The 26,581-nt window shown below is 45.0% G+C and carries 20 protein-coding genes; 10 read left to right on the forward strand and 10 right to left on the reverse strand.

The window, feature by feature from the left end:
- Positions 1–161 precede the first annotated feature (161 nt).
- The 5 genes from H150_RS0108885 (at position 162) to H150_RS0108905 (ending at position 3,885) form a co-directional block, all read left to right on the forward strand.
- The gene (locus H150_RS0108885; protein ID WP_019958706.1) at positions 162–971 is read left to right on the forward strand and encodes a M48 family metallopeptidase; all 810 of its coding nucleotides are present in this window, start codon (positions 162–164) and stop codon (positions 969–971) included.
- A 130-nt stretch (positions 972–1,101) separates the two neighbouring features.
- On the forward strand, positions 1,102–1,920 hold the full coding sequence (locus H150_RS0108890) for an SMI1/KNR4 family protein (RefSeq protein WP_019958707.1): 819 nt from the start codon (positions 1,102–1,104) through the stop codon (positions 1,918–1,920).
- Between the two features lie 26 nt (positions 1,921–1,946).
- Complete coding sequence (locus H150_RS0108895; protein ID WP_019958708.1) at positions 1,947–2,162, forward strand: hypothetical protein; 216 nt, start codon at positions 1,947–1,949, stop codon at positions 2,160–2,162.
- Between the two features lie 62 nt (positions 2,163–2,224).
- Positions 2,225–2,653, forward strand: coding sequence for an HIT family protein (locus tag H150_RS0108900; protein ID WP_019958709.1), 429 nt, complete (start codon positions 2,225–2,227; stop codon positions 2,651–2,653).
- Between the two features lie 68 nt (positions 2,654–2,721).
- Entirely contained in the window at positions 2,722–3,885 is a 1,164-nt protein-coding gene (locus H150_RS0108905; RefSeq protein WP_155970509.1) for an alpha-hydroxy acid oxidase, read from the forward strand.
- 109 nt (positions 3,886–3,994) lie between these two features.
- Here the strand turns inward: H150_RS0108905 and H150_RS0108910 are convergent, their stop codons facing one another.
- The 4 genes from H150_RS0108910 to H150_RS0108925 all read right to left on the reverse strand — a co-directional run bounded on the left by H150_RS0108910 (position 3,995) and on the right by H150_RS0108925 (position 8,875).
- Positions 3,995–5,791 (reverse strand): L-lactate permease, encoded by a 1,797-nt coding sequence (locus H150_RS0108910; protein WP_019958711.1) that lies wholly within the window; start codon positions 5,789–5,791, stop codon positions 3,995–3,997.
- 158 nt (positions 5,792–5,949) lie between these two features.
- Positions 5,950–7,392 (reverse strand): LutB/LldF family L-lactate oxidation iron-sulfur protein, encoded by a 1,443-nt coding sequence (locus H150_RS0108915; RefSeq protein WP_019958712.1) that lies wholly within the window; start codon positions 7,390–7,392, stop codon positions 5,950–5,952.
- Positions 7,389–8,093, reverse strand: a complete 705-nt coding sequence (locus H150_RS0108920; protein WP_019958713.1) for a LutC/YkgG family protein — start codon at positions 8,091–8,093, stop codon at positions 7,389–7,391. The genes H150_RS0108915 and H150_RS0108920 overlap by 4 nt, the downstream gene beginning before the upstream one ends.
- Complete coding sequence (locus tag H150_RS0108925; protein WP_019958714.1) at positions 8,093–8,875, reverse strand: (Fe-S)-binding protein; 783 nt, start codon at positions 8,873–8,875, stop codon at positions 8,093–8,095. Before H150_RS0108925 ends, H150_RS0108920 begins: the two co-directional genes overlap by 1 nt.
- Before the next feature lie 210 nt (positions 8,876–9,085).
- Here H150_RS0108925 and H150_RS14135 point away from each other — a divergent pair, with 210 nt between their 5' ends.
- From H150_RS14135 to H150_RS0108940, 3 genes are read left to right on the forward strand one after another with little or no spacing between them, the layout of a single operon-like run.
- Positions 9,086–9,820, forward strand: coding sequence for a FadR/GntR family transcriptional regulator (locus H150_RS14135; RefSeq protein ID WP_019958715.1), 735 nt, complete (start codon positions 9,086–9,088; stop codon positions 9,818–9,820).
- Positions 9,821–9,875: 55 nt separating this feature from the next.
- Positions 9,876–11,324: a DEAD/DEAH box helicase gene (locus H150_RS0108935; protein ID WP_019958716.1), complete on the forward strand. Its 1,449-nt coding sequence runs from the start codon at positions 9,876–9,878 to the stop codon at positions 11,322–11,324.
- 12 nt (positions 11,325–11,336) lie between these two features.
- Positions 11,337–12,095 carry an IclR family transcriptional regulator gene (locus tag H150_RS0108940; RefSeq protein WP_019958717.1) on the forward strand — a complete coding sequence of 253 codons (759 nt, stop codon included), beginning with the start codon at positions 11,337–11,339 and terminating at the stop codon, positions 12,093–12,095.
- Between the two features lie 141 nt (positions 12,096–12,236).
- On the opposite strand, the gene recA is transcribed toward H150_RS0108940, so the two are convergent.
- The 4 genes from recA to recC are packed head-to-tail and all read right to left on the reverse strand — an operon-like array spanning position 12,237 to position 20,774.
- A complete protein-coding gene (recA, locus tag H150_RS0108945; protein ID WP_019958718.1) occupies positions 12,237–13,280 on the reverse strand; it encodes a recombinase RecA in 1,044 nt (347 codons plus the stop codon).
- Positions 13,281–13,301: 21 nt separating this feature from the next.
- Positions 13,302–13,724, reverse strand: coding sequence for a hypothetical protein (locus H150_RS0108950; protein WP_019958719.1), 423 nt, complete (start codon positions 13,722–13,724; stop codon positions 13,302–13,304).
- Between the two features lie 56 nt (positions 13,725–13,780).
- A complete protein-coding gene (gene recB / locus H150_RS0108955; protein ID WP_019958720.1) occupies positions 13,781–17,419 on the reverse strand; it encodes an exodeoxyribonuclease V subunit beta in 3,639 nt (1,212 codons plus the stop codon).
- Positions 17,409–20,774: an exodeoxyribonuclease V subunit gamma gene (gene recC / locus H150_RS0108960; protein WP_019958721.1), complete on the reverse strand. Its 3,366-nt coding sequence runs from the start codon at positions 20,772–20,774 to the stop codon at positions 17,409–17,411. The genes recB and recC overlap by 11 nt, the downstream gene beginning before the upstream one ends.
- A 248-nt stretch (positions 20,775–21,022) precedes the next feature.
- On the opposite strand from recC, the gene H150_RS0108965 reads away from it, so the two are divergent.
- Positions 21,023–21,877 carry a basic amino acid ABC transporter substrate-binding protein gene (locus H150_RS0108965; RefSeq protein WP_019958722.1) on the forward strand — a complete coding sequence of 285 codons (855 nt, stop codon included), beginning with the start codon at positions 21,023–21,025 and terminating at the stop codon, positions 21,875–21,877.
- Between the two features lie 330 nt (positions 21,878–22,207).
- Positions 22,208–23,878, forward strand: a complete 1,671-nt coding sequence (locus H150_RS0108970; protein ID WP_019958723.1) for a glutamine--tRNA ligase/YqeY domain fusion protein — start codon at positions 22,208–22,210, stop codon at positions 23,876–23,878.
- A 68-nt stretch (positions 23,879–23,946) separates the two neighbouring features.
- Here H150_RS0108970 and H150_RS0108975 read toward each other — a convergent pair whose 3' ends face one another.
- Positions 23,947–24,381: a PaaI family thioesterase gene (locus H150_RS0108975; RefSeq protein ID WP_019958724.1), complete on the reverse strand. Its 435-nt coding sequence runs from the start codon at positions 24,379–24,381 to the stop codon at positions 23,947–23,949.
- A 173-nt stretch (positions 24,382–24,554) separates the two neighbouring features.
- Entirely contained in the window at positions 24,555–25,898 is a 1,344-nt protein-coding gene (locus tag H150_RS0108980; protein WP_019958725.1) for a glutamine synthetase family protein, read from the reverse strand.
- Positions 25,899–26,581 lie beyond the last annotated feature (683 nt).

Genomic DNA, 26,581 nt, shown 5'->3' on the forward strand with positions numbered 1-26,581 from the left:
AACTGCCGTCGATTCAGACGGCTTTTCTTATGGGTGCGATTGATGGTTTGATATGGCTTTCAATAGTATCCATCGACATGGGAATGCACTTGCACAAAAATAGCTTTATCGTGGATGATGTATTTCATTCTCAAATTCATATGGCAAGATAAGGAGTCATCATGCAAAAAACAGCCAAATATGTGATATGGACCGTAGCGATAAGCAGTAGCTTGATGTTGGGTGCTTGTGCTTCTACCACCAATGAAAATACTTTGGGAGGCAACCGCAAGCAGTTTATCATGCTGCCTGAACAGCAATATCATGCACAAGCGGCGCAAGATTATGGCTCATTGATTCAGCAAGTCAGAGCCAGTGGACAATTAAAAAGCAATGCGCAAGTAACACGTGTCAGTCAGCGCTTATTGCAACAAGTGCCGATATACCGAGCTGATGCGGCACAATGGAATTGGCAAGTGAATGTGATTGAAAGCAAAGACATCAATGCGTTTGCTATGCCTGGTGGCAAAATTGCGGTGTTTACAGGTTTGTTGAATGCAGTCAAACCAACCGATGACGAATTGGCGGCAGTATTGGCACATGAAATTGCGCATGCTTTGCGTGAGCATTCGCGTGAAAAAGCGAGTAAAAGTGCGGTAGGTGGTTTGGTGACGAGTTTGATTACCAGTTATGCAGGCTTAAGCAATACGGGTAATGAAGTGGTGAGTTTGGCCAGTAAATACGGTTGGGATTTACCCAATAGCCGCAGCGCAGAAACCGAAGCGGATTTGATTGGTTTGGAAATGATGGCGCGCGCTGGATACAATCCCAATGCGGCTATTACATTTTGGCAAAAAATGGCAGCGGCAAACTTACAATCGGGACAATCGGTGTCTTTTTTAAGCACCCATCCTGCCTCAGCCGATCGCATTGCCAAGATTCAACAAACCATTCCACAAGTGATGCCTTATTATCAAGCGGCCAAGCGTTGATAGGAATGAATGATTTTTAAATGGGTCGTGGTTGCTTAAGGATGTAGACCAAGGCTTTATTGTGGCTGTGCTAAAATCGCAGCCACAAATTCATTTGGTTTTTAGGTTGGATGTAGAAAGATAGGTCATCATGATTCAAAATTTAGCACAGCGTTTTCAAGCCGTTTTGGCAAAAATCCAAAAACAACAACCATTATCACGGTTAGAACTGAATGATGGCGCCACTGAGGCACAGCTTGTACAAGTGCAAGCTGATTTGAATGTGGTTTTTCCTGATGATTTGCAGCAATGGTATCGTCTGTTTGATGGACAAAGTCCCAATAGTGAGCATGTATTCAATGGTGCAGCATGGTTGTCGTTGTCCCGCATGCAAGCGCTTTGGCAACACATGCAAACGCGTGTAACTGAAATGTCTCATGAAGAGATTGCTTTGAGTGCGGATGATGAGGTGCAAGCTTTGTGGTGGCATGATGCGTGGTTGCCTTTTAGCGATGATGGACAAGGCAATTATGTGTGTGTGGATTTGGCACCGAGCGCAGATGGGGTGATGGGTCAAATCATTCGTGTGCGCTTTGACAATATGGTGCGCAGCTTGGAAGCGACATCCTTAGAAGCATGGTTAGATGCGCATATTGAAGCTTTGGAAGAAAGCGATTATGTCTATTCTGCCAAGCATGGCGGCATTATGGATGCTGAAATTTTGTTTGAAGAAGAGGATGAAGGTGCTGCTGATTTGCCTTCTATGTCACCTGAGGCGTGGCAAGATATGGAAGGGGATTTGCAAAACACGTTGAATCATTTATTGGGTGAAGGTGCGCCTGATTTGAAGCAATTGGTCAATGGTTTATTGGATGAAGACAGCCCATTTAAAAATCAAGCAGAATCAGCGGCTCATTCAAAACATGCTTCTTTCAAAGATTTGTTTGATAGCGATGTCAAACAGCCTTAACACACATTGTAATGGCGTGCTTGCAGATGAAAAATGAACCAGCTTGGACGGAAGCCGAAGTCATGGCACAGATTGAGCGCACGCATAGATTGGCGCGCCATCAAGACGAAGCTACCATGCATTTTGCGCATTTTGGTGCGACTTTACATTTAGAAATCCAATCCAAAGATGTCAATGACGATTTACAGGACGCTTGGATGAGTCAAATGGCACAGTTTGATGTGAATGAAAACGGTGTGTAGTGCTTGTTTTTGAGGCTTAAGCTTGGTATGGTTTATACCAATATTTGAAGACGAGGAATAGTATGGCTTACGATAACAACAATGTTTTTGCAAAAATTTTGCGTGGCGAAATGCCAGCGTTTAAAGTACATGAAGATGAACATGTTTTGGCTTTTATGGACATCATGCCGCAAGCAGACGGTCATGTATTGGTGATTCCTAAAGTGCCTGCGGTGACATTGTTTGAATTGCCTGCTGATGCTGCGGCACAGACCATTCAAGCGGTGCAAAAAATAGCCCGTGGCGTGAATGCGGCCATGGATGCCGGTGGCGTGGTGTTGGTGCAATCCAATGGTGAAGCGGTCGGTCAAGTGATTCCGCATGTGCATTTTCATGTGATTCCCAGCCATATTCGCGATTTAGGCAGACATGCGGCACAAATGGGTGATATGGACAAAATCAAAGCGTTGAGTGAACGCATTGCGATTGAAGTGGCCAAAGAATTTGTCTGAAAATGAATGCGCAAGCGTCCTGTAAGTGTTTACAGGACGCTTTTTTATGTTGATGAAGTGGTGAAAAATTGATGCAAGATTTGAAACACATTACCTGTATTGAGGACATGCGCCGAGTGTATCGCCGCCGCGTACCTAAGATGTTTGTCGATTATGTTGATTCGGGTTCTTATACGGAGTTGACGTATCGCCACAATGAAAGCGATTTCCAAAAAATTTTATTGCGCCAAAAAGTGTTGCAAGATATTAGTTGCCGTTCTTTACACAGCACGATGTTGGGCGAAGCGGTGAGTATGCCAGTGGCGTTGGCACCAACAGGTTTGGCGGGTATGCAACACGCCGATGGTGAAATGTTGGCTGCCAAAGCAGCGGCAGAATTTGGTGTGCCTTATATTGTTTCGACCATGAGTGTGTGCGCTTTGGAAGAGGTGGCGTTTTACGCACCGCAGCGACCTTTGTGGTTTCAGCTTTATATGATGAAAGACCGAGCGTTTATGCAACGCTTGATTGAGCGTGCCAAACGAGCCGCTTGCAGCGCCTTGGTGTTGACAGCAGATTTGCAAATTATGGGGCAGCGTCACAAAGACATCAAAAATGGCTTGTCCACGCCACCGAAACCGACGGTGAAAACCATTTTGAATTTGTTGACCAAACCACGTTGGTGTTATTACATGAGCCAAACCAAACGCCATCAATTGGGTAATATTGTAGGGCATGTGGAAGGCGTGAGCGATACCCGTTCTTTGTCGGCTTGGGCGGGCGAACAGTTTGACCCTAAATTAAGCTGGGATGATGTCGCTTGGGTCAAAGCGCAATGGGGCGATAAACTCATCATCAAAGGCATCATGGATGTGGAAGATGCGCAAGCGGCAGTGGCTTGTGGCGCGGATGCCATCGTTGTGTCCAATCATGGTGGGCGGCAATTAGACGGTGCACCATCGAGCATACAAGTCTTGCCTGAAATTGTGGCGGCAGTGGGACAAGACATTGAAGTGTGGTTAGATGGTGGTATTCGTTCGGGTCAAGATGTTTTCAAGGCTTTGGCATTGGGCGCGCAAGGCGTGTTGATTGGGCGCGCTTACAATTATGGTTTGGGAGCATATGGCGAAGATGGTGTGCGGCGTGTGCTGGAAATCATAGCCAAAGAAATGGACACGACCATGGCTTTGTGCGGCAAAACCAAGGTGTCGCAAGTAGATGACAGTGTGTTGTATCGTTCAATAATCATCTGATCATCAAGCGTCCTGTAAATATTTACAGGACGCTTGATGATCAGATGCACCATAAAAAACCCACTCTTTGCAGAGTGGGTAAAAGACACATCAGAAGAAGGATGTTTTTTTAAGAAGATGAAACTTCTTTGCCAGTATTTTGGCTGCTGACAGGTTGCGCTTGTTTGCGTGTGTATAAGAATGCAAAGAAAATCGCCAACCAAGCGGCTGCCATGATCCACCACATGAAGTTGCCAGTGATCAAAGCCTGACCAATCAAACCACCTTGAATGCAATAGAATGCAAATGGAATCAAGGTTTTGCGAATGACTTCGCCTTCACGATTCATCAAGCCAACCACAGCACCTGCTGCCACCACGTTGTGTACGCAAATCATGTTACCTGCTGCACCACCAATGGCTTGTAATGCCACCACGATAGACGATTGGTCTACGCTCAAACCGATTTGTTGTGCGGTTTGGAATTGGAAGTAAGCAAACATCATGTTCGATACGGTGTTAGAGCCTGCAATAAACGCACCCAAACCACCTACCCAAGGCGATACATTTGGCCAAGCAGAACCTGCCAATGCCGCAGCACCTTGTGCCAACACCATCGGCATATTAGGCAATGCGCCTGCAATGCTAGGATCAGCCGAGCCTGAGTTCACAAATACTTGTACCATCGGCACAGCAAGCAATAACGCAGGCGCTGCATCTAACATGGTGCGTGCAGAGTTTTTCACACCTGTCATGTATTGTTGGCCATTCATTTTGAACAAACCAATACACATCAAAGACACCAAAATCAACAAAAAGCCCGGAGAGTATAACAATTGTGCAGAAGCATTGATGTGGGTGCCGAACAAACCACTGACTTTCAAAGTCGTCAATTCGCCTGTCAAGAACGCTTTCAATGGCGGAATGTTACGGGTCAACAACAAGAATACCACCATGATGATGTAAGGTGAGAAGGCGCGAATGACTGAAAATTGTGATGGTTGGCCGTCGTCTTTGTCATCAATGGTACCGATCCATTTTTGTTCCCATTGTGAACGAGGTGGGAAATCAAAAACGGTTTTTGGTTGTAAGAAACCTTTTTTCGCAGCAGGAACCACGATTGCCAAACCAATCAAAGCACCCAATACAGATGGGAATTCAGGGCCTAAAATGTGTGCCACAATGGTGTAAGGAACCACAAATGCCAAGCCAGCAAAAATGGCGAATGGCCAAATTGCCAAGCCTTCACGGAACGAACGATTGGCACCGAAATAACGGGTCAAGAACGCGCACAAAATCACTGGAATCACAAAACCCACAGATGCATGCAAAATCGATACGTTTTCAGCGATTTGTTGCAAGTATTCCAATGGCGTTTGTGGTGCAATCAATGCAGCCACGTCTTCTTTATTGTCAATGCCTGAACGCACACCTACCAACACAGGCGTACCTACCGCACCAAAAGACACTGGCGTTGATTGAATGATCAAAACCGCCATCGCCGCTGCCATGGCAGGGAAGCCCAAAGCCAATAACAAAGGCGCACCTACGGCAGACGGTGTACCAAAGCCTGACGAGCCTTCAATCAAAGAACCAAACAACCAAGCCACAATGATCACTTGTACGCGGCGGTCGGGAGAAATGTCCATAAAGCCTTTGCGAATGGCTTTGATGGCACCACTTTCTTTCAAAGTATTGAGCAATAAAATCGCGCCAAATACGATGAACAATAAGGTTAAAGCTGTGACAATGCCGTTAACAGTGGCAGCGGCAACCACGGCCCCTGGGGCATTCCACACAAATAAAGCCAATAAGGCGGTGACAGCGAACGAGCTGCCCATGGACAAAGCCGCTGAGCGGTTCATCACCACCATCAATAAAAATACCACCGCAATGGGGGCGAGTGCTAATAGCGTGTATAGACTCATCTTGGGTTACTCCAAATGACTTACTAGTTTCTTTTCTCAGTTAAATTATCATTGGCTAAAGCGCTTTTTGCGCTGATTATTATTGGGTTTGACCAAATGACAATGCGTTTAAAATTGTGTTGATGTGCGGCCTCCTTGGATAATGAATGGTGTATTTTTCAATTAAAAGTATTGTGTTTTTCTTTGACCAATTGGTGCAAAGTCTTTTTAGCGGGTTTTAATGGCGTGTGGTTTTGTGTCCAGCCCTTTTGATGTTTTGGGGTTAAACCACGCAAACTGGTCGCCACTTTGCCAAAATATTGGTAAGTTTTATTGCCGCTGAAAATGCCTTCAAACGCTCGCCATGCCATTTTCTCGCTCAATGAATGGTTGGCACCTTGTCCGCGAATAGGATGTGGCACATTCTCGTTTGGATCGCGCTGTGCTTCGGTGCGCAAACGCACAAGCAATTCAGGAATGGGAATGCGTACAGGACACACTTCACCACAAGCGCCGCACAAACTAGAAGCGGTCGGCAAATCTTTGGTAGACTCCAAACCCAATAAATGCGGTGAAATGATTTTGCCAATAGGACCGGGATACGTGGTGCCGTAAGCTGCGCCGCCAATGCGTGAATACACAGGACAATGGTTCATGCATGCGCCACAACGGATGCATTGCAAAGTTTTGCGCAATTGCTCATCGGCATAGGCTTGGCTGCGACCATTGTCTAGCAATACCAAATGCATTTCTTGTGGACCATCCAATTCTTGCGAACGACGGGGGCCTGTAATCATGTTGAAGTAAGTGGTGATGTTCAGGCCGATGGCAGAGCGTGTGAGCAAACTGTACAAAGGCACCACATCGTCCAAACGAGCGACCACTTTTTCAATGCCAGTAATGGCAATGTGCACAGGCGGTACCGAAGTTGACAAACGCCCATTGCCTTCGTTTTCTACCAAACACAAAGTACCTGTTTCAGCCACCGCAAAGTTCACGCCTGATAAACCCACATCAGCATTGCGATAGACGCTGCGCAAGGCTTTGCGGCCAATTTGAATCATCTCATCGACATCATCAGTCAGTGGTGTGCCCAATTCGTCGTGAAACAGTTTGGAAATTTGTTGCTTGGTTTTGTGAATGGCAGGCATCACAATGTGCGTGGGCTTTTCATGTGCCATTTGCACAATGTATTCGCCCATGTCGCTTTCAATCGCCTCTTTGCCTTGCGCTTCCAAATAATGATTCAGCTCGATTTCTTCGCTGACCATCGATTTGCCTTTGACCATCAATGAAGCTTGATGATGATTCATGATGCCATCAATGATTTGGCAAGCCTCCTTAGGCGTTTGCGCCCAATGGACTTTCACGCCCAAACGGGTCAAATTGCTTTCCAATTGCTCTAATAATTCAGGCAAACGAGACAAAGCATGTTGGCGGATGCTCTCACACAAAGTGCGTAATGCTTGCAATTCGTGCTCATCAGACAAAACCGCTTTGCGCTTGCTCATCAAGCCATCCATGGCTGTGCGCAAGCTTTGGCGTAGTGGTGCATCGGCTAAGGCGGTTTTGGCATTGGACTTGAATGTTTCAGGCATAAAATGGATGGTTTGTGTTTTCATGCCGCCCCCTCTACATCTTCCATTGAAATGTCATCAGGTAAAAGCGCCAACACCACCAAATCTCGAGGACCATGTGCCCCAAAAGCCAAAGTCAATTGAATATCAGAAGTCTTAGAAGGTCCTGAAATCAATACCACATTGGTCGGCATACCATCGGCCATATCCAAGCCATGCATGGCTGCGTAAAAGTCATCGTAAAGCGTGGTGGTATCAAACAAGGCAATGTGAATCGGTGGCACCAAACTCATGGTGCGAGGCTGTTCAGGCGTTGGCCACAATAACAAAGTACCTGTGTGGGCAATGCCTGCTTTGATATCGGTAAAACCTGCATCCACAGTATTGAAAAACTCGTCTTTCCATTGCTCTAATGTTTGTGAATAAGCACAAATTTCGGTTACAGGCCGCTTATTGTGTAAAATTTCAGCCGCTTGTTGACCATGTTCCGTTTGCAATGGCAATACGATTTTGGCAATGTTTTTTTCAGCCACCACTTGAGCAAAAGTGTCTTGCCAAGTGTCACGATGACACCAAACAATCTCGCCTTTGACTTTGCGCATGGTATTCGCCCAATGTTGCAAACGCAGCGCAGGCGTGTCCCATTTCGGGCTCATCTCAGTGTAATACTCAGCCGTTTGTGGCTGTGGCAAAGTTTCGGTGTGTACCGCTCGCAAACGGTTTAAAATTTGGTCACGCGCGCTCATCAAACCGATTCCTCACAAGTTTTGTGTCCTGTGCGTTCCAATAAGAACGTCGCCAAATGTTTGGGTTTGGGCATGGATGGGTCATCTTTGGCGATTTTGCCACCAATATTCATCATGCAACCTGCATCGGCGCTGATGATTTCAACCGCTTGTGTGTCTTTCAAAGCTTTGACTTTGTCGCTGACCATCGCGCCTGAAATATCAGGATGCTTCATCGAAAAAGTACCGCCAAAACCACAACATTCGCTTTCATGATCATGCACAACACGTTCAACGTGACTCAAAGCATCGACCAATTGCCAGCTAGACGTGTGCACATTCATTTCTCGGCGCGCACCGCAACTGGTGTGTACCGCGACTTTAATCGGCGTGCCTGTGTCTTGCGGCTGATAATTCAAAACGTCTACCAAAAAGCGTGACCACTCGTAAATGCGGCCTGAAACATCTAAAGCTTGTTGTTCATACACGGTATTTTTGAATAAATCAGGCCAATGATGCTTCATCATGCCGCCACAAGAACCTGATGGCACGACAATAGGCCAAGCTTCGGGAAACAAGTCCAATTGTTCTTTGGCAACAGCAAACGATTCTTTCGGGCGGCCTGAAGAGAACGCAGGCTGACCACAACAGCTTTGAGCTTGCGGATAGTGAACACGTATGCCTTGCTTTTCAAGCAAAGTCATGGCATCCATGCCAGCGTTTGGCATGAAAATGTCTATCACGCAGGTACCAAAAAAGTAAACATCGGTCACGCGGTGCGACTGATTGTTTTGGTGTTCCATTCTATGTTATCCTTGGTAAATTGGTCAGACCAATTTTTATATTTACAAATACTTTACAAAAAAAAGTTGTTTTGGTCAAGATTTGAATCATAGCTATTATGTATTTTGAGAATGAATTCAATCGGATTTTTTAAATAAGTATTTGATATTTTTTATTTTTTATTTTTTTTGGATATGTGGCAATGAGTGTGATAAAACAGCAAAAATTGTTTGAACAAATCGCATTGGTATTTAGAAGAGCGCATTGTCAGAGGCGTGTATGCTGCGCAAAGTAAGTTGCCGCCAGAACGCCAGCTGGCAGAAGATTTTGGCGTATCTCGCCCATCTATTCGCGATGCTTTGCGTGTTTTGACGACGCGCGGTTTGCTCGAAGCACGACAAGGCGATGGTTATTATGTGTCTGACCAATTGCAACAGGCTTTTATTGGTGGTTGGCAGAGTTTATTGCAAACACATGACTATTTAGAAAGCGATGTGTTGGATTTTCGCCGCTCTTTAGAGGGTACTTTGGCCGCTTTGGCAGCACAGCGCCGAACTGAGACCGATTTGGAAAGAATAGAGTATTGGCTAAGACAAATTGATGTCGCAGTGCAGAAAAAAAGTGTTAAATTACAATCACAAGCGGATGTGAACTTTCATCAAGCCATCGCTGAGGCCTCACATAATGTATTATTCAGTCAATTGTCCGCCAGCTTGCTGCGTATTTTGCACCAACATACTCAAAAAAATCTGGCCAATATGTTCTCGATTGATGATGAAGCGAAAATCAGTTTGCGAGAACAACACCGAGCCATTGTTGCGGCAATTCGTGCTAAAGATGCAGTTTTGGCGCAACAATTGGCAGCCAAACACATTGATTATGTTGAGTCTTCATTAGCCCATTATCGCCAAGAACAACAACGTGAGCAGCAAGCCCAACAACTGGCGCACAAAGACATCTTATAGTGATTAATACCGTGTTCTTGTGAGTAAGAGCACGGTGAGACAAGGAATACAAAGCATGAATGCTTTTAATACATTGGGTTTGTCCAATGAAATCGTCCGAGCTTTGGACGAACAAGGTTATACCACGCCAACACCGATTCAGGCCGCTGCCATTCCCAAAGTTTTGGCAGGTCATGATATTTTGGCGGCTGCACAAACAGGTACGGGCAAAACGGCTGCTTTTATGTTGCCAAGCTTGGAGCGTTTGAAGCGTTTTGCCAATACCAGTGCCTCACCTGCCATGCATCCTGTGCGCATGTTGGTATTGACGCCAACGCGTGAGTTGGCCGACCAAATTGATGCCAATATCACTTCTTACATCAAATATTTGCCGTTGAAGCACACGGTGGTGTTTGGTGGCACCAATATGGATACGCAAGTGCAGGCTTTGCGCAGCGGACGTGAGATTGTGGTGGCAACCGTGGGTCGCTTGCTTGATCATGTCTCGCAAAAAACCATCCAATTGAACAAAGTGGACATTTTGGTATTGGATGAAGCCGACCGCATGTTGGATATGGGCTTCATTGATGACATCCGTAAAATCATTGCGATGTTGCCAAAAAACCGTCAAATTTTGTTGTTCTCCGCCACGTTTGCACCTGAAATCAAGCGTTTGGCCAATGATTTTATGCATTTGCCTGAAATCATTGAAGTAGCGGCACAAAACGCTACCAATAAAAATGTTGAACAACACATGATTGCGGTGGATGCTTCTCGCAAACGCCATTTGTTAGAGCGTTTGATTGTAGATTTGGACATGCCACAAGTGATTGTGTTTTGTAAAACCAAAATCAGTGTCGATCAAGTGACGCGTGATTTGTCGCGCAAAGGCATTGTTGCCAAAGCCATTCACGGTGACAAAGCGCAACAAACCCGTACCGAAACTTTGGCGGCTTTCAAAGAGGGTAAAGTCAAAGTTTTGGTTGCGACCGATGTGGCGGCGCGTGGTTTGGATATCAGTGAATTGCCGTTTGTAATCAATTACGAATTGCCAAGCAATCCAGAAGACTATGTACACCGTATTGGTCGTACAGGCCGCGCAGGTGCAGAAGGCATTGCATTGTCCTTGATGGATGAAACCGAACAAAGAATGTATGAGTCGATTTGCAAACTCATCAAACAAGATTTGCCTTTGGATAAAATAGAAAATTTTGAGCCACGTTGGATGCAAAAACACGAAGCGCAAAGTACACATACAACTTCAGGTGAATTGGTTACCGCGGTGAGCAAAGCGCCTAAAGAAGCTCCTGTTGCCAAAGACAAGCCTCGTGCTGCTCATCCTTCCAATACCCAAGCGCGTAAATCAGCGCTGGCTGCCGCGTCATCTGTGGAATCTAAAACCGATGTGGCATTGGATGATTTTCCTGACTCACCTTTGATTAAGGGTCGTCGTCGCCGTGGTGTGCGCAGTCAGCGTTTGTCTTGCGCTTTGTTACAGTCTAATTTTGGCGTCAAGCGTCGCTAGGAGTTGCTGCGTATGAGTGAAAATGAAACCCCTACCTTAAAAGCGTTTTCATTGTTGGAATGTTTGGCTGCATCAGACCATGCCATGAGCTTGACAGAATTGGCGCGAGTATTGGATATTCCGAAACCTTCGATACATCGCCATTTGGCGGCTTTGGAAGCGGGTGGTTTGATTATTCGTGATGCAGGTGCCAAACATGCGTATACGATTGGTCCCCGTTTGACCCGTTTGAGCAGCACTGTGTTGAATCACGGTGATGTACAACGCCAGCGTCATGCGATTTTGAAAAGCTTGGTGGCAGATATCGGACAAACTTGTAATTTGACCATGTTGGTCAAATCGCAAGTGTTGTATTTAGACCGCATGGAATCGCCTTCACCTTTGCGCTTGGATTTGCAACCGGGCACGACCGTACCTGCGCATTCTTGCGCCAGTGGTAAATTGTTCTTATCCAAAATGAGCCAAGACAAACGCCATGCACTGTTGCGTCAAACCAAACTAGAAGCCTTGACGCCAAACACGTTGACCGATTTGGATGAATTGGATACGGAGCTAGAGCGCATCAATGTGCGCAATGTCAGCATCGACAATGAAGAATTTGTGTTGGGTATTACTTGTGTGGCGGTACCGATTTTTGATGACAAAAACAATTGTATTGCCGCCATTGCCATGCATGGTCAAGTGGCAACCACACCTTTGACGGTGTCTTTGTCGTTCATTCCACGTTTGCAAACTGCAGCACAAGAATTGTCTAAAACATTTGGTTTTTAGATAGGAATGTGGTTTGAAGCGGCCTGTCAAAATGATGAATCGCTAGAATACATTCATCATCAATAGCATCTAGCGTATCAAATGAATCAAGCGTCCTGTAACTTACAGGACGCTTGGTTTAAAGCTTAGATGGATTATGGATTAATGAGGTTGTTCGCCATCGGTTTCATCCAACACACCTTCGGTGTTGTCGGGATTGATACCCACTTCTTTGCGAATTTTCTGTTCGATTTCATTGGCAATCGCAGGATTTTCAATCAACCACAAGCGGACATTGTCTTTACCTTGACCGATTTTGCTGCCATTGTAGCTATACCAAGCACCTGATTTTTCGACAATCCCCAATTTCACGCCAATATCGATGATTTCGCCTTCTAAACTGACACCTTGACCATACAAAATATCAAATTCAGCTTGTTTGAATGGTGGTGCCACTTTGTTTTTCACCACTTTGACACGGGTTTCATTGCCCAAAATGTCATCGCCTTTTTTGATTTGACCAGTACGGCGAATGTCCAAACGCACCGATGCGTAGAATTTCAGCGCATTACCACCAGTCGTGGTTTCTGGGCTGCCGAACATCACACCAATTTTCATGCGAATTTGGTTGATGAAGACCACCAAAGTATTGGTGCGCTTGATATTGCCAGTCAGTTTACGCAAGGCTTGGCTCATCAAACGCGCTTGTAAGCCGACATGACTGTCACCCATTTCGCCTTCAATCTCGGCTTTAGGAACCAATGCCGCAACCGAATCGACCACGACCATATCCACGCCGCCTGAGCGTACCAACATGTCGCAGATTTCCAAAGCTTGTTCGCCAGTATCAGGTTGCGATACCAACAAATCTTCTACTTTGACATCCAATTTACGTGCATACACAGGATCAAACGCATTTTCCGCATCAATAAAAGCACACACACCGCCTGCTTTTTGACATTGTGCAATGGCTTCCAAACACAGCGTGGTTTTACCTGAAGACTCAGGACCATAGATTTCGACGATGCGACCGCGAGGCAAACCGCCTACGCCCAATGCCAAATCCAAACCTAATGAGCCTGTCGAAATGACTTCTAAGTTTTCATCTTTGTGGCTGCCATCCATTTTCATGATAGCGCCTTTGCCAAAACTTTTTTCAATTTGCGCCAAGGCGGCGGCTAAGGCTTTACTTTTGTCTTCTGACATGGTGCAATCTTTCTGTAACTGTTAAGCCGATAAATTTTGTGGTGAGGCTTTTTGCTTGCGACGTTGAGCCAACTTCCATACGCCCACATAACCGATGATCATGGGTACGATGGCGATTGTGAATTTAAAGCCCCAAGTGGCATACCATGGACGGGTTAATAACAAAGTATCACCAATGCGTGATTGGTCGATGACGTCTTTCATTGCAAACCAGTCAAACCAAGGCCACCAACAAGCGACCAGTAAACCTACGAACACAGGCCAAATAAACGTGAGCAAGTTTTTTTGCCAAAACACAAATGTGACTATAGACCAAAGTAAGGTCAAACCCGTAATAGTCAAGGTGGTTTCGGTGCGCACGCCAAAATAATTTAAAATAAAATAAGTCAGAACCACCCATAAAGCCGCTAAGACGGCCATGATGATTTCTTCAGGTTTTTTCATGTGGTGGGTGTCCTTTGTGTTGCTTGATAATTAAAAAAATAAGTAGGTTGATATTGTCATGAAGCAAGTACAGCGTCAATTTTATCTAACTCATCTATGCCGATGTCCCAACGCCATACACCTTGTTCGCTCGCAGGCTGTAAACCACGCAAAAACAAATAACGTATGTGAATGGCGTCAAAATCAAAGTGGCGACTGCGCAAATAACGACCGACAGCAATGGCATAAATCAAAGCTTGCAAATAATAATGGTGGTCATTGATGGCAAGATTCAAAGCATTGGTATGGTAATCTTTGGGCAACATACCCAAATGATTAGACTTGTAATCGATGACATACACTTTGCCATCTAAGTTCACGCAAACCAAGTCGATAAAACCATTTAAAAAACCCATCACATCACGAAAATGCAAGCCTTGAGCGGCCTGTTTGATTGCCGATGGTAAATGCGATTCTAACAAACATTGTTGGATGTCGGCTGCGGTAAATTGATTGACATTCAACACAAAACCCATCTCCGCCAAACATTGCTCTGGAGGTAAATCAGCCAAACAAACATCTGCATCCAAATGTGCCAAACGAGTGGCATCAATCATAGCATAGAGCGCAGGCTGCCATGATTCATCAATGTGATAACGCTCTAAAATCGGTGCGTATACATCGCTTTGACTGATGGCCGATTGTTGGAAATCGGTGTGTTCTAATAAAGCATGTAAACATAAGCCTGCATCTGTACCGCGCTGGAAATGAAAAATATCAAATTCGTGCGCTTCAGGCAAGACTGTCTCTTCATCCAATACCACTTGATCGTCTTGTAATTCACCCACATCGATTTCAGGCACCAATTCATCCATGGCAAGATGGCTGATATGGCGGCTGATACCGCTGAAACTGGTGTATTCTTGAAAACGATAAAATGGCAATGCTGTTTGCAATGCGGTGTATTCGGTGCGCTGAATCTGTTGTTGTATCAAACCTGAGTATTCTGGTTGTTCAGGCCGCCACAATAAATTGACATGGTATTTTTGCGCCCATTGCAACCACAAGTCTTGATACCACACCCGTTTGTCTTTGCCTGCATTGGCCCATAAGGCGTGAGTTTGTTCCCATGAGTGGTCGGGCTCGCCGGCAATCAAATGGTGCAAGACATTGTTGGCGCTGCCATTGTCTTTGAGCAAACTGCAAGACAAAATCAATTTTTCTTCGGCACGTGTGAACGCCACATATAATAAACGCAAGGTTTCCGAGCGTTCGTCTTCAATCAAACTGACTTCATCGTCTTGACTCAAGCAATATTCGCTGACGATGCGCACTTGACCATTTTGATGGACGATATTGAATTCAGACGTTTTAAAGTCACGATGGTCCCATACAAATGGACAAAAAACGACAGGGTATTGCAAGCCTTTTGATGCGTGCATGGTGACAATTTTCACCAATTCTTCATCGCTCTCCAAACGCAAAGTATACGCTTCGCCATGGGTTTGTTGGCTGACTTGTTCGTTGAGCCATTGAATCAATGAAGCGGCACCAAAACGCTCGCTTTCTTCTTTGGCGAGCAATTCAAACAATTGTTGCACATTGGTCAAGCCGCGCTTGTCATTGCGTCTTAAAAAGTCTGCGCTGATACCTCGTTTTTTATCGAACATTTGCCAAGCGGCATACACACCACGCTGTTGCCAGACTTGTTGTGCTTGTAATGCATCTTCCATCCAACCAATCAATTCGTCTTGTGAGTCGGCATGGTTCAAACGCATTAAATCGCTGCTGCGGTAGTTGAGCAAATCGCTGGCCAAAACCGAACGCAACAAGCCTTGTTGTTGTGGTGCTTGCCACCATTGCAACAAACTCAATACAGGCTTGGCTTGTTCACAAGCAAAAATCGAGTCACGGCTCAAGATCACGCTGCTAATGCCTTCTTTGCGCAATTCTTTTTGTACCAATTCGCCTTCGCCATGAGTGCGAACCAATACTGCAATGTGTTTGGCTTGTAAGGGGCCGCCATCGTATTGCAGTTTGCCTTGGCTGCTCAACGCCAAATGCCGTGCAATGTCCAATGCGCAATACAAAGCCGCGCGTGGTTTGGCTTGTTCTTTGTTCAGATAAGTTTCATCGCCTTGCAACAAACATTGGATTTCCAACGGTGTGTCATTGGGTAACAAGCGGCTGTCAGCACGAGCGGCCTGTACGTCGATGTAATCGATATCGTCCAATAAAAAGGGTTTGTTTTTGTTCAAAAATAAGGCATTGATGCTGGCGACCAATTGTTGGTGGGTGCGGCGGTTGGTGTCCAACGTATACAAGCGGTTGGCTTCGTGTTTGGCTTGCAAATAAGCGTGGATGTCTGCACCACGAAAGCGGTAAATTGCTTGTTTGGGATCACCGACCAAAAACACAGGTTTGTGATGTTGGCGGAAAATGGTGTCAAAAATACCATATTGCAAAGGATCGGTGTCTTGAAACTCATCGATCAAAGCCACTTGCCACATGTGTTCACTCAAGTAAGAAGCCAAATGCAAACCGTATTTTTCATCTTGCAACGCTTTGGCCACGTCGGTGAGCAAATCATCAAAGCCCAATTGTTGTACTCGTTGTTTTTCTTGCTGCCAATTGGGTAGCAAATAGTGGTACAAATCCAAATGCAATTGGTCAAATAAAGCGTCTTGTTCGGTTTTAAGGCTCAGACACAAATCCAATAAACGGTGTAATGGTGCAAATTGATTGAGTTGTGTATCGCTTAAAACTTGGCCTTTTTTGGTTTTTTCTTGTAAATAAGCGGCCTGTAAATTGAGAATGTGTTTTTCTTTGCTGCTGATTTTGTGCCATTGTTGGCGGGGCAGCCATTGTGCCAAATCGTCAAACAAGGTCAGATAAGTCGGTAATTTGAACGTGGTGCCATTGAGCATTGGATGCATGTCGGTGAACGAGATTTTCCATTCTTCCAATTGGAGCAATATGGCTTGCGCCAATTCATCTAACTGGGCATGTAAGTCTTCTAAGGCATGGCTAGGTTGTGCCAATTGAAATTGGATGTGGTGTTCAGAGCGTCCAAACCAATTTTGAATGCGATTTAAAGCATCGTTCAAAGTGATGTTGTGCTCAAAACACAAGCGTGCACGTTGCTCGTCTTCAATCACATGTTTGCGCCAAAAATCGGCGGCAATGCGTTGTTTGGCGATGGCGGTATCGTCTGACAAACTGATTTGAAAGGGCACTTGGCACAAAAAGGCAAATTCACGCAAGACGCGTTGGCAAAAACCATGAATGGTGAAAATGCCCGCATGGTCAAATTGGTTTAAAGCGGCCTGTAAACGCAAACGCACACGTGAAGCAGCTTCTTGTTGCAAAGCCAGTTGCAACACCTCGTACAAAAATGGCTCAAACTCTGGCACATCTTCTGCAGCGTTTTTTTGTGTATATATTTCTTCCAATAAGGCGCTGGCGTTGTCGTCGGGCAAGTCTTTTAATTCACGCAAGGCTTCATCTAAGCGGCTGCGCAAACGGGTTTTCAACTCGGCAGTGGCCGCATTGGTAAAAGTCACGACCAAGACTTTGTCGACAGCAATGCGTTCGAGTAACACCAAACGTAAAAACAACGCGGCAATACTCCAAGTTTTGCCTGTGCCTGCGGATGCTTCAATCAAATTGGTGGCGTTGATGGGAATGCTCAAAGCATTGAAGGTTTCAGCTTGCATGGGTTTCCTTATCGGCATCTTCAATGGCCACGATGTATTCGTACATGGGCACACACATTTGTTTGACCACTTCCATGAATAAATGGCTGTCTAAAGGCGAATCTTCGCTGTGGGCATAGACCAAATTGGTGCCTTCTTCTTGTTGCAATTGTCCACTTTTGAAATGATTGCCTGCAAATGCCACATAGGCTTTTTTGCGGGATTCTTCTTGGATGATGGCTTCATCGTCAGGTGTTTTTTTCGCTTGTTTGTACCACGCCTCGCCAGCGGCAAGCGAAGCACGAGCAAAAAATGGCAACGGTTTGTGTTTGCCCAAACGCAACAAAATCAGACTTTCGAGTAAATATTGTTTTGCCACATCGGAATTTACAGGCCGCCATTGCCAAGCATTTTCTGCCCAAGCGATGATGGTGGTTTTGGGAATGTGGCTGTGGTCGATGGCGCAGAAGGCCAAATGCTCTAGCCAAGCTGCCATTTTTTCAGGTGCAGTCGGGGTTTTATGAAACCAAAAAATCTGTCCACAATCGGTGCGATGGCTGAGGCTCAATTGCAATTGTACATGGCTGCCATCGTGAAAGCGGTGTTCTAAGACATGGTCTAAGTTGGGCAATGTTGGAGCATGGAACCATTCACTTGGCATAGACAAAACTTGTTTTTGAATGGTTTCAATGTGTAATTGACTGAGTTTGCCCATAGGCACTTGGTTGCGTTGCAAGATTTGCGCGGCCACATGCTCCAAAGATTGGCGTTGGCGACGGGCATCATAAAAAGCCTCATATAGCGGCATGCTGTCGTAGGCGTCTAGTTCAAACAATTCTTGCTCTGGCCAAGCATCTTGGGCGTAGGTGTCTTGCCATGACAATTGCTGCTTGAGCCAAACACGGGTGGGATTGCGCCAAAATGCCAACCATTCATGCATGTGCAAATTCAAGTCTTCATGTTGAGTCGGTAAGGCTTGTAAATGGTTTTCGTAAGCACCATCGATGAATGCTTCGATGTGTTTGGCGGGCGCATTCAAAGCTTGGGCAATGTCTTGGCGGTAGCTGTAAACCTTGGCTTGTGGCGCAAAATAATTGGGTGAGAATGCTTGTAACGGATGGGATGTGATCCACGGCGCTTGTTCGCCATCGCCTTCTATCAAATCTTGGCTGCTTGCGCCAACCATCAATGCAATGGTGTCTATGAATTCATAAACCACTGTTGAAGCCGCCAAGCGTTCGTCATTTTTAATGCTTTTGCCGATATAAGACAAATACAGTTGCGAACGGGCATTGAGCAAGGTTTCTAAGAACAAATAGCGGTCGTCATCGCGGCGAGAACGGTCACCCTTGCGCATGCGGTGGTGGAGGGCATCTTGGTAAATCAAATCAAACGAGGGGGCTTTGGTGTCACGCGGAAATTCGCCATCGTTCATACCGAGCAAACACAACATTTGAAACGGCAAACCACGCATCGGCACCATCGAGCAAATAGTGATGCCGCCACGCAAAAACCCTGCTTGGCTTTGTTGTTGTAAGAAGGCGCTGATATGGCGTTTGACAATGGCAAACGATAATTTGCCTTGGTATTGCGCCATGTCGGCGTATTGTTGCCACTCTTGCAAATTTTGTTGCCATTGTTGTAAAGAAAACGCATCACGTTCTAGCGGTAAAAACAATTCTTTGATAGCGTCCTGTAAACGAATGACCCAAGTGGCAATATCCGTGTCTTCTTGCCATTGTTGGTGGTAGCTTTGTAATAAGCTGACCAAGTGGTTCAATTGCGCCAAGATGGCCCAATGATTCGGCTCGCTGTCATAGGGTACCAACTCATGCCATGCAATGTGGCTGCTGCCTTGGGGCAACATCCAACCCATGCACACCCGTTCTAAAGCTTGGCTCCAAGTGAACGCATCGCCTTCACCACCAAATTGGCGGCGCATATTGTCATCCAAGCCCCAACGTATGTTCAATTCACGGATGGTGGTGTGCAGCAATGCGACGTCATCGGTATCCCAATCAAAACGTTGTTGCAAAGCGGGTGTATCCAGCAACGGTAACATGTCGGACAATTCAAAACGGCTGTCCATCAAATGTAAAAACTGTTCAATGGCTTGCATCAAAGGTTGTTGGCGGCTCAAACGTACATCGGAAACCGAATATGCCAAAGGTTTGCCATCGGGACAATTGGGACCAAACACCGCTTCTAAATAAGGCAAATAAGGATCAACTTGCGGAGTCAAAACAGCGATGTCGTGCAATTGCCATGTTGGGTTTTGTGCCAAATTCTGAATAATGTGGTCTTTGAGGATTTGCAATTCACGCAAAGCACTGTGTGCGCTGTTCATGACAATAGAACCATCGTATAAATCGGGATGGTTCAGGCCGCTGTGTGTGGGGTCGGTGGCGTGGTTTTGAGGACTGTGTAAATGCAACAAATCGTTTTGCAAACGAGCCAATAAAGTCGTATTGGCGTTCTCTTGGAATAAGTCTAAGCTAAATTCGTATTCAATATCGCTGGTTAAAGCACTGAAAAAATCCCGTCCTTGTTTCCCAAGCGATGCCAATAGCGGATGACCTTGGTGTTGTGCCGCCTCTTCAGTGCTCATGGATTCGTATTTGCGCAATAAAAAAGTGGGTTCAATCACATCGCCCCAATAGGCTTGACTGGGATTGGTCGCAAAAATGTGTACATCGGTGTATTGTGACAATTGGCGAAACAAGTCCAAATACATCGGCGCCATAGAAGTAATGCCAAATACCCAAATGCGTTCAGGCAGCTTGGCTGTGGGCAAAGCTTCTAAAAAACGCTCCCACACTTGCAAACGGTGTTCGCCTTGGTGGCTTTCTTGAGCGGTCAATTGCTGCCATAAATCGGCTTGCCACGCTTCATCAGCGCCCAAGCCGAGTAATTGATTGTGTTGCCAAGCCTCAGTCCAATCGAAACGATAGACCATGTATTGGTCAAAAATGTCGGCTAAGATAAATGCCAAATCAAAATACGCCTCATCTCGGCTGTCGATGTAATTGCTCAGATATTGGGCGGCAGGGCTGTTTTGTTGTTTGAATTGTGGATTTTCGAACAATTGCATCAAGCGCCAATGCAAAACTGTGGATGAAAACGGGCTCACTTTGGGCAATTGTCCCAAACTTTGTTGCATGGTTTTCCACATAAATCGTGCAGGCAAATTGAAATCTAAATTGGCAGCAATACCATTGTGCAATGCTAAAAAGCGGTTGACATAGCGTTTCATCCCTTGACTTTGAATGACTATGGTTTCAGGTGTGAACACACCATTTATCGGTAGGTTTTGTAGCAAAGAGGCAAACGATTGTGCCAAATTTTCAAGACGGTTAGATTGGTGCAAAATCAACATGTAAAAACTCACTACAAAACTGATAAGAAACCATTATGACGTTGTTGTCATTTGCCTGCAATGCGAGCGGCTCTAAAAATTATATGTCATTTTAAAGTCACAAACATTGACCATCCCACAGTGAAAATTTATAGTGCAACATAATTTGCCAAAAACACAGCTTGATGTAACAGAGTTGATTTAGCTTATGTGTTGATTAAAAAATTGAGACAGTGCTGCTACTTACAAAACCATTCGGAGAAGACAAGATGCAAATGATTTCAAAAACCTCATTCAGTTTGTGTACTATTGCCGCAGCCCTATTGTTAAGTGCATGTGGTGGTAAAGAGCCTGCCGCACCTGCCAATTCAGCTGGCGCAGCACCTGCAGCCGATACCAGCAATGTGGTTTATACTGTGGGTTCTGATGCCACTTATGCGCCATTTGAGTATCAAGATGACAAAGGCCAAGTGATAGGTTTTTCTCAAGAAGTGATTCAGGCAGTGGCCGATAAAGCAGGCATTAAAATCCAAATTGTGAACAAACCTTGGGAAGGTATTTTTGAAACTTTGAATACCGGTGACAGCGATATTGTGTCTTCAAGTGTGACCATCACCGAAGAACGCAAAGCGCAAATGGATTTCTCTGAGCCGTATTTTGAAGCCACACAAATGATTGCAATTAATGATAACAAAGGTGCAGACATCAAATCGTTTGCTGATTTGAAAAATGGCAAACATTTGGTATCGGTACAAACGGGTACGACAGGTGACATTGTGTCGCAAAAGTTGATGGGCGCTGACAGCAAGCAAATCAAGCGTTTTGAAAGCATGCCTTTGGCTTTGAAAGAATTGTTAGCAGGTGGCGTGGATGCATCTGTCGGTGACAATGGCGTGGTACAAAACTTTGTGACCAATAATCCGGGCGCTAAGTTGCGCACTTTGGTAGACCCAACATTTGAAAAAGAATATTACGGTTTTGCAGTGAAAAAAGGCCGAAGTGATGATTTGTTGAACAAAATCAACACTGGATTGGCAGGTATCAAGTCTGATGGTACTTATGATAAGATTTATGCGAAATGGTTTGCCACTGCAGCCGCGCCTGCTGCTTCCGCCACAAACTAAAATGAGATGAAAAGGGTGTCTTTGACACCCTTTTTTGTTGCGTAAAAGGTATTTTACAGGCCGCTTGTAATGGCAATATTTTGATTTGATTAAATGAAATCATTCACATATTGATTTGAAAACTTTTTCTTGTCTTTACCAAGCTATATTGGGTTTTAGATTGGCTATCAACAGTCGATTTGATTGTAAGAAGGTGAATTCAGGTCGCTTGTATAGTCAAGCGTTTGAGGTAAATAAAGTTTTTAAATGAGTAATTGATGTGCAGATAGATGCTGCGAGGCAGCAAATCAGGTACAATCTTCATTAACTGTTTACAGACATACAGAGCTTATGAACAAAGAAGAATTCGCGGACAATCATTTTATCCGCACCATTATTGAAGACGATTTGGCCAGCGGTAAACACCAACAAATTCAAACCCGTTTCCCACCCGAACCTAATGGCTATTTGCATATTGGTCACGCCAAAAGCATTTGCTTGAATTTTGGTTTGGCCACTGTGTACGACGGCTTGTGCAATTTGCGCTTTGACGACACCAATCCTGAAAAAGAATCAGATGAATACGTGCGCTCTATTAAAGAGGACGTGACATGGATGGGCTTTCAATGGCAAGGTGAGCCGCATTTTGCATCGGATTATTTTGAAGATTTATACCAATATGCCATCGGTTTGATTCAAGCTGGCAAGGCGTATGTGGACGAATTGAACGCCGAAGAAATGCGTCAATACCGTGGTACTTTGACCGAGCCAGGCAAAAACAGTCCATATCGTGATCGCACGCCAGAAGAAAACTTGGACTTATTCCAACGCATGCGTGCGGGTGAGTTTCCTGATGGCAGCAAGACTTTGCGTTTGAAAATTGACATGGCAGCAGGCAATGTGAATTTGCGTGACCCTGTGATTTACCGCATTCGCCGCGTGCACCACCACCGCACAGGTGACAAATGGTGCATCTACCCGATGTATGATTACACCCATGCGATTTCTGATGCGATTGAAAACATCACCCATTCATTGTGTACTTTGGAATTTGAAAGCCATCGTCCATTATACGATTGGGTTTTGGACAATATCCCGATTCAAACGCACCCACGTCAATACGAATTTTCACGTTTGGAATTGTTGTATTCGATTACCTCAAAACGCAAATTGAACCAATTGGTCGTTGAAAACCATGTTTCAGGCTGGGACGATCCACGCATGCCAACGATTGCAGGCATGCGCCGTCGTGGTTATACGCCTGCTGGTTTGCGTTTGTTCTCTAAACGCGTTGGCATTTCCAAAAGTGAAAATGTGGTGGACATGAATGTGTTAGAAGGCGCGGTGCGTGAAGAATTGGAAAACTCTTCACCGCGTTTGATGGCGATTTTGAGCCCATTGAAAATTGAATTGACCAATTTTGATGAATTCTTAACCCAAAGCCGCAGCGCACCATTTCATCCGCATCATGAAGAAATGGGCGAGCGCAATGTTCCGATTGCACGCCATATTTACATTGAGCAAGATGATTTTGCTTTGGAGCCGCCGCCAAAATGGCAACGTTTGACTGTGGGCGGTGAAGTGCGTTTGCGTTACAGCTATGTGATCAAATGTGAAGAAGTTGTGACGGATGAAATGGGCAATGTGATTGAACTCAAATGCTCGATTGATCATGACACTTTGGGTAAAAAACCAGAGGGTCGCAAAGTCAAAGGCGTGATTCATTGGTTGTCAGCGGAACACGCGGTGCATGCGACTGTGCGTTTGTATGAGCGTTTGTTTACGGTTGAGCGTCCTGATGCGGTGCGTGACGAAAACGGTGAGTACAAAAACTTCACCGAATTCTTGAACCCACATTCTGTTACCGAAGTCAGCGCTTTGATTGAACCTGTGGCCAATACTTTGGCACCTGAAGCACGTTATCAATTTGAGCGTTTGGGTTATTTTGTGACCGACCGTTATGACCATACCCCTGAAAAACCTGTGTTCAACCGCACGGTCGGTTTGAAAGAGTCGTTTTAATTGATGTCATGGCATTTAAAAAGCGTCCTGTAAGTTACAGGACGCTTTTTTTTTGGTTTACAGGACGCTTATTTAATAATCAAACAGCTGGCTGAGCCATAAGCATAAATTTTGCCATTTTCATCGACAATGCGCCCCTCGGCAGTGAGCAAAGTGCGCCCGATGCTGATGATTTTGCCTTCGCCACGGTAAGTATGGTGTGGTTTCAACGCTCGCAACATTTTCAAATTTAAATCGGTGGTACCAAAATTAATGCCAGCATCCAACATGCTGTGTATGGCTGCACCTGTGATGGTGTCCATTACGGTTGCATACAAACCGCCGTGTACGCCGCCCAAAGTATTCAAATGGCGTTCGTCTGGTGTGACTTCATACACCACATTGCCTTTTGCCACTTCGACCAAACGCATGGCTGTGGTGTTTGCCATATTGGAGTGTGGCAATTGGCCGTCTTTGATTTTGTTTAAAAATTCCAAGCCGCTGTAATCGACTGCTGAATTCATGTGAGACCTTTCTGAGTGATGTGTCCATTGTAAAATGGAATGTGGCGATGCACAAATGACGGCTAGGCTAGAAGATGGCTTCGAAAATCGCACAAGTATGATTCAGAATATTGCAAACATTAAAAAGCGTCCTGTCAATGTTTACAGGACGCTTGTTCAGTGGTGCATTGAAATCAAACATTCAATAATAAGAAGCGGCGCTCCCACGGTGAAATCACTTCGAAAAACTCTTCAAACTCCGTTTCTTTAATCGCAGCATAACAACGCACAAAATGTGGGCCCAATAATTGTGCCAATGGCTCGCATGCTAATAATTCTGCGACGGCATCGTCCAAATGGTGTGGCAAATTCGCTGCTTTGTCATAAGCGCTGCCAGCCAAAGCATCCGATGGTTTGAGTTTTTGTTGCATCCCTAGCAATCCTGCTCCCAAGCTGGCAGCAAATGCCAAATATGGATTGACATCCACGCCGGGCAAACGGTTTTCAATGCGGCGACCTGCAGCGTTCGATTCTGGTACACGCAAACCACAAGTGCGGTTGTCAAAACCCCACTCCAAATTGATTGGTGCCGAGCTGAAGCGGCTCAAACGGCGATAAGAATTCACATAAGGTGCCAAAAATGCCATTGCAGCAGGCAAATAAGTTTGCATGCCCGCTATGTGATTGAAAAATACTTCGGTGGATTCGCCCGTATCGGGGTCGGCAAAAATGTTCACGCCTGTTTCAATATTCACGATGCTTTGATGTAAATGCATGGCTGAGCCCGGCTGTCCTTGCATCGGTTTGGCCATGAATGTGGCATACATATTGTTTTGCAATGCCACTTCGCGAATGGTGCGCTTGAATAAAAACACTTGGTCAGCCAAATCCAGCGGATCACCATGATCCAAGTTGATTTCCATTTGAGCAGGACCCATTTCATGAATCAATGTGTCCAAAGCAATGTTTTGTATCTCACACCAATCGTACATCACATCAAAAATATCGCCATATTCATTCATGGCATCAATACTGAAACTTTGGCGGCCTGCTTCGGTACGGCGAGTACGACCCACAGGCGGCGCCAATGGCAAATCTTCGTCAGGCTGAATTTGCACCAAATAAAACTCCATCTCAGGCGCAATAATCGGCTTTAAGCCCAAATCAGCATAAGCTTTTAAAACCCGTTTTAAAACATTGCGTGGCGCAATTTCAATTGGCTCACCTTTGAAATTGTAAGCATCATGAATGATGGCAGCAGTGGGATCTTTGGCCCATGGCACCAAGCACAACGAAGATGGGTCTGGAATCAAACGCATGTCGTTATCGGCAACATCGGTAAAATCCTCTTCGGGAAAGTCACCTGTTACTGTTTGGGTGAACACAGCTTCGGCCATGCGGATGCCTTCTGCTGGATTGTATTTGTGGCGTGGAATGATTTTGCCGCGAGCAGTACCGCTCATGTCAGGTACCAAACACTCGATTTCAGTAATATTGTGAGCATCTAACCATTGATTAATGTGTTCGGCTTGGTTCATGCAAGACCTCTTTTTGAAAATGATATGGAATATTGTATTAAGACCGATGCTACGCATCTATCTTAAAGTGCAAACCATCATAGCGATATATTTTCATCTTTGACAAGGTGGCTTTATGGGATGAGTTGTATCATTTTGTTCATGTCGGGAAGATGTATTGTATATTTTAGAGAGTCAATGCCTGTAATAACATGACAAATAGTATATGACACCAAAGAACGTTTTCATGGATTACAGGACGCTTTGATATGGGATATGGTGAGTTTGATTGTAGATTTGGTTTGGCCGTGCTTTTTCAGTTAAGTGTGTGATGAAGTGAGTATTGAGTGAACTTTGATACTTTTTAGAATGATTTTGGAATCTATTTGAAAATAATTTTATTTAAATTCAATAGCATTGTGTTTTTATAGTCATATTTTTACAATTAGGTGTTGACGGGTTTTCGGTGTTTCTGTAATATTCGGTTTCTTCGCTGCTGAGACAGAAACGAAACAGACCAAACGGTCAGCTTCACAAGTTTCACAGCACAGCTCTTTAAAAAACAGATTACCGATAAGTGTGAGTGCGAAGAGCCTCACACTGCTAAAGAAGTAAAGACAAGATATGATTTTTAATCATTTCTCGCTCTTTTTCTTTGAGAAGCAGACCAGAAATTAAATAGTAAGCTTAGAGATTAAACATAA

Origin of the sequence: Vitreoscilla stercoraria DSM 513 (assembly GCF_000382305.1) — a bacterium.
Taxonomy (GTDB): Bacteria; Pseudomonadota; Gammaproteobacteria; order Burkholderiales; family Neisseriaceae; genus Vitreoscilla; species Vitreoscilla stercoraria.

Coding starts and splice junctions, on each gene's coding strand:
- H150_RS0108885 (WP_019958706.1), top strand. CDS start 162: ATGCAAAAAACAGCCAAATATGTGATATGGACCGTAGCGATAAGCAGT.
- H150_RS0108900 (WP_019958709.1), top strand. CDS start 2,225: ATGGCTTACGATAACAACAATGTTTTTGCAAAAATTTTGCGTGGCGAA.
- recB (WP_019958720.1), bottom strand. CDS start 17,419: ATGCAAGCTGAAACCTTCAATGCTTTGAGCATTCCCATCAACGCCACC.
- H150_RS0108895 (WP_019958708.1), top strand. CDS start 1,947: ATGAAAAATGAACCAGCTTGGACGGAAGCCGAAGTCATGGCACAGATT.
- H150_RS0108920 (WP_019958713.1), bottom strand. CDS start 8,093: ATGAGCGCGCGTGACCAAATTTTAAACCGTTTGCGAGCGGTACACACC.
- recA (WP_019958718.1), bottom strand. CDS start 13,280: ATGTCAGAAGACAAAAGTAAAGCCTTAGCCGCCGCCTTGGCGCAAATT.
- H150_RS0108940 (WP_019958717.1), top strand. CDS start 11,337: ATGAGTGAAAATGAAACCCCTACCTTAAAAGCGTTTTCATTGTTGGAA.
- H150_RS0108890 (WP_019958707.1), top strand. CDS start 1,102: ATGATTCAAAATTTAGCACAGCGTTTTCAAGCCGTTTTGGCAAAAATC.
- H150_RS0108925 (WP_019958714.1), bottom strand. CDS start 8,875: ATGGAACACCAAAACAATCAGTCGCACCGCGTGACCGATGTTTACTTT.
- H150_RS0108950 (WP_019958719.1), bottom strand. CDS start 13,724: ATGAAAAAACCTGAAGAAATCATCATGGCCGTCTTAGCGGCTTTATGG.
- H150_RS0108965 (WP_019958722.1), top strand. CDS start 21,023: ATGCAAATGATTTCAAAAACCTCATTCAGTTTGTGTACTATTGCCGCA.
- H150_RS0108935 (WP_019958716.1), top strand. CDS start 9,876: ATGAATGCTTTTAATACATTGGGTTTGTCCAATGAAATCGTCCGAGCT.
- recC (WP_019958721.1), bottom strand. CDS start 20,774: ATGTTGATTTTGCACCAATCTAACCGTCTTGAAAATTTGGCACAATCG.
- H150_RS0108980 (WP_019958725.1), bottom strand. CDS start 25,898: ATGAACCAAGCCGAACACATTAATCAATGGTTAGATGCTCACAATATT.
- H150_RS0108910 (WP_019958711.1), bottom strand. CDS start 5,791: ATGAGTCTATACACGCTATTAGCACTCGCCCCCATTGCGGTGGTATTT.
- H150_RS0108915 (WP_019958712.1), bottom strand. CDS start 7,392: ATGAAAACACAAACCATCCATTTTATGCCTGAAACATTCAAGTCCAAT.
- H150_RS0108970 (WP_019958723.1), top strand. CDS start 22,208: ATGAACAAAGAAGAATTCGCGGACAATCATTTTATCCGCACCATTATT.
- H150_RS0108975 (WP_019958724.1), bottom strand. CDS start 24,381: ATGAATTCAGCAGTCGATTACAGCGGCTTGGAATTTTTAAACAAAATC.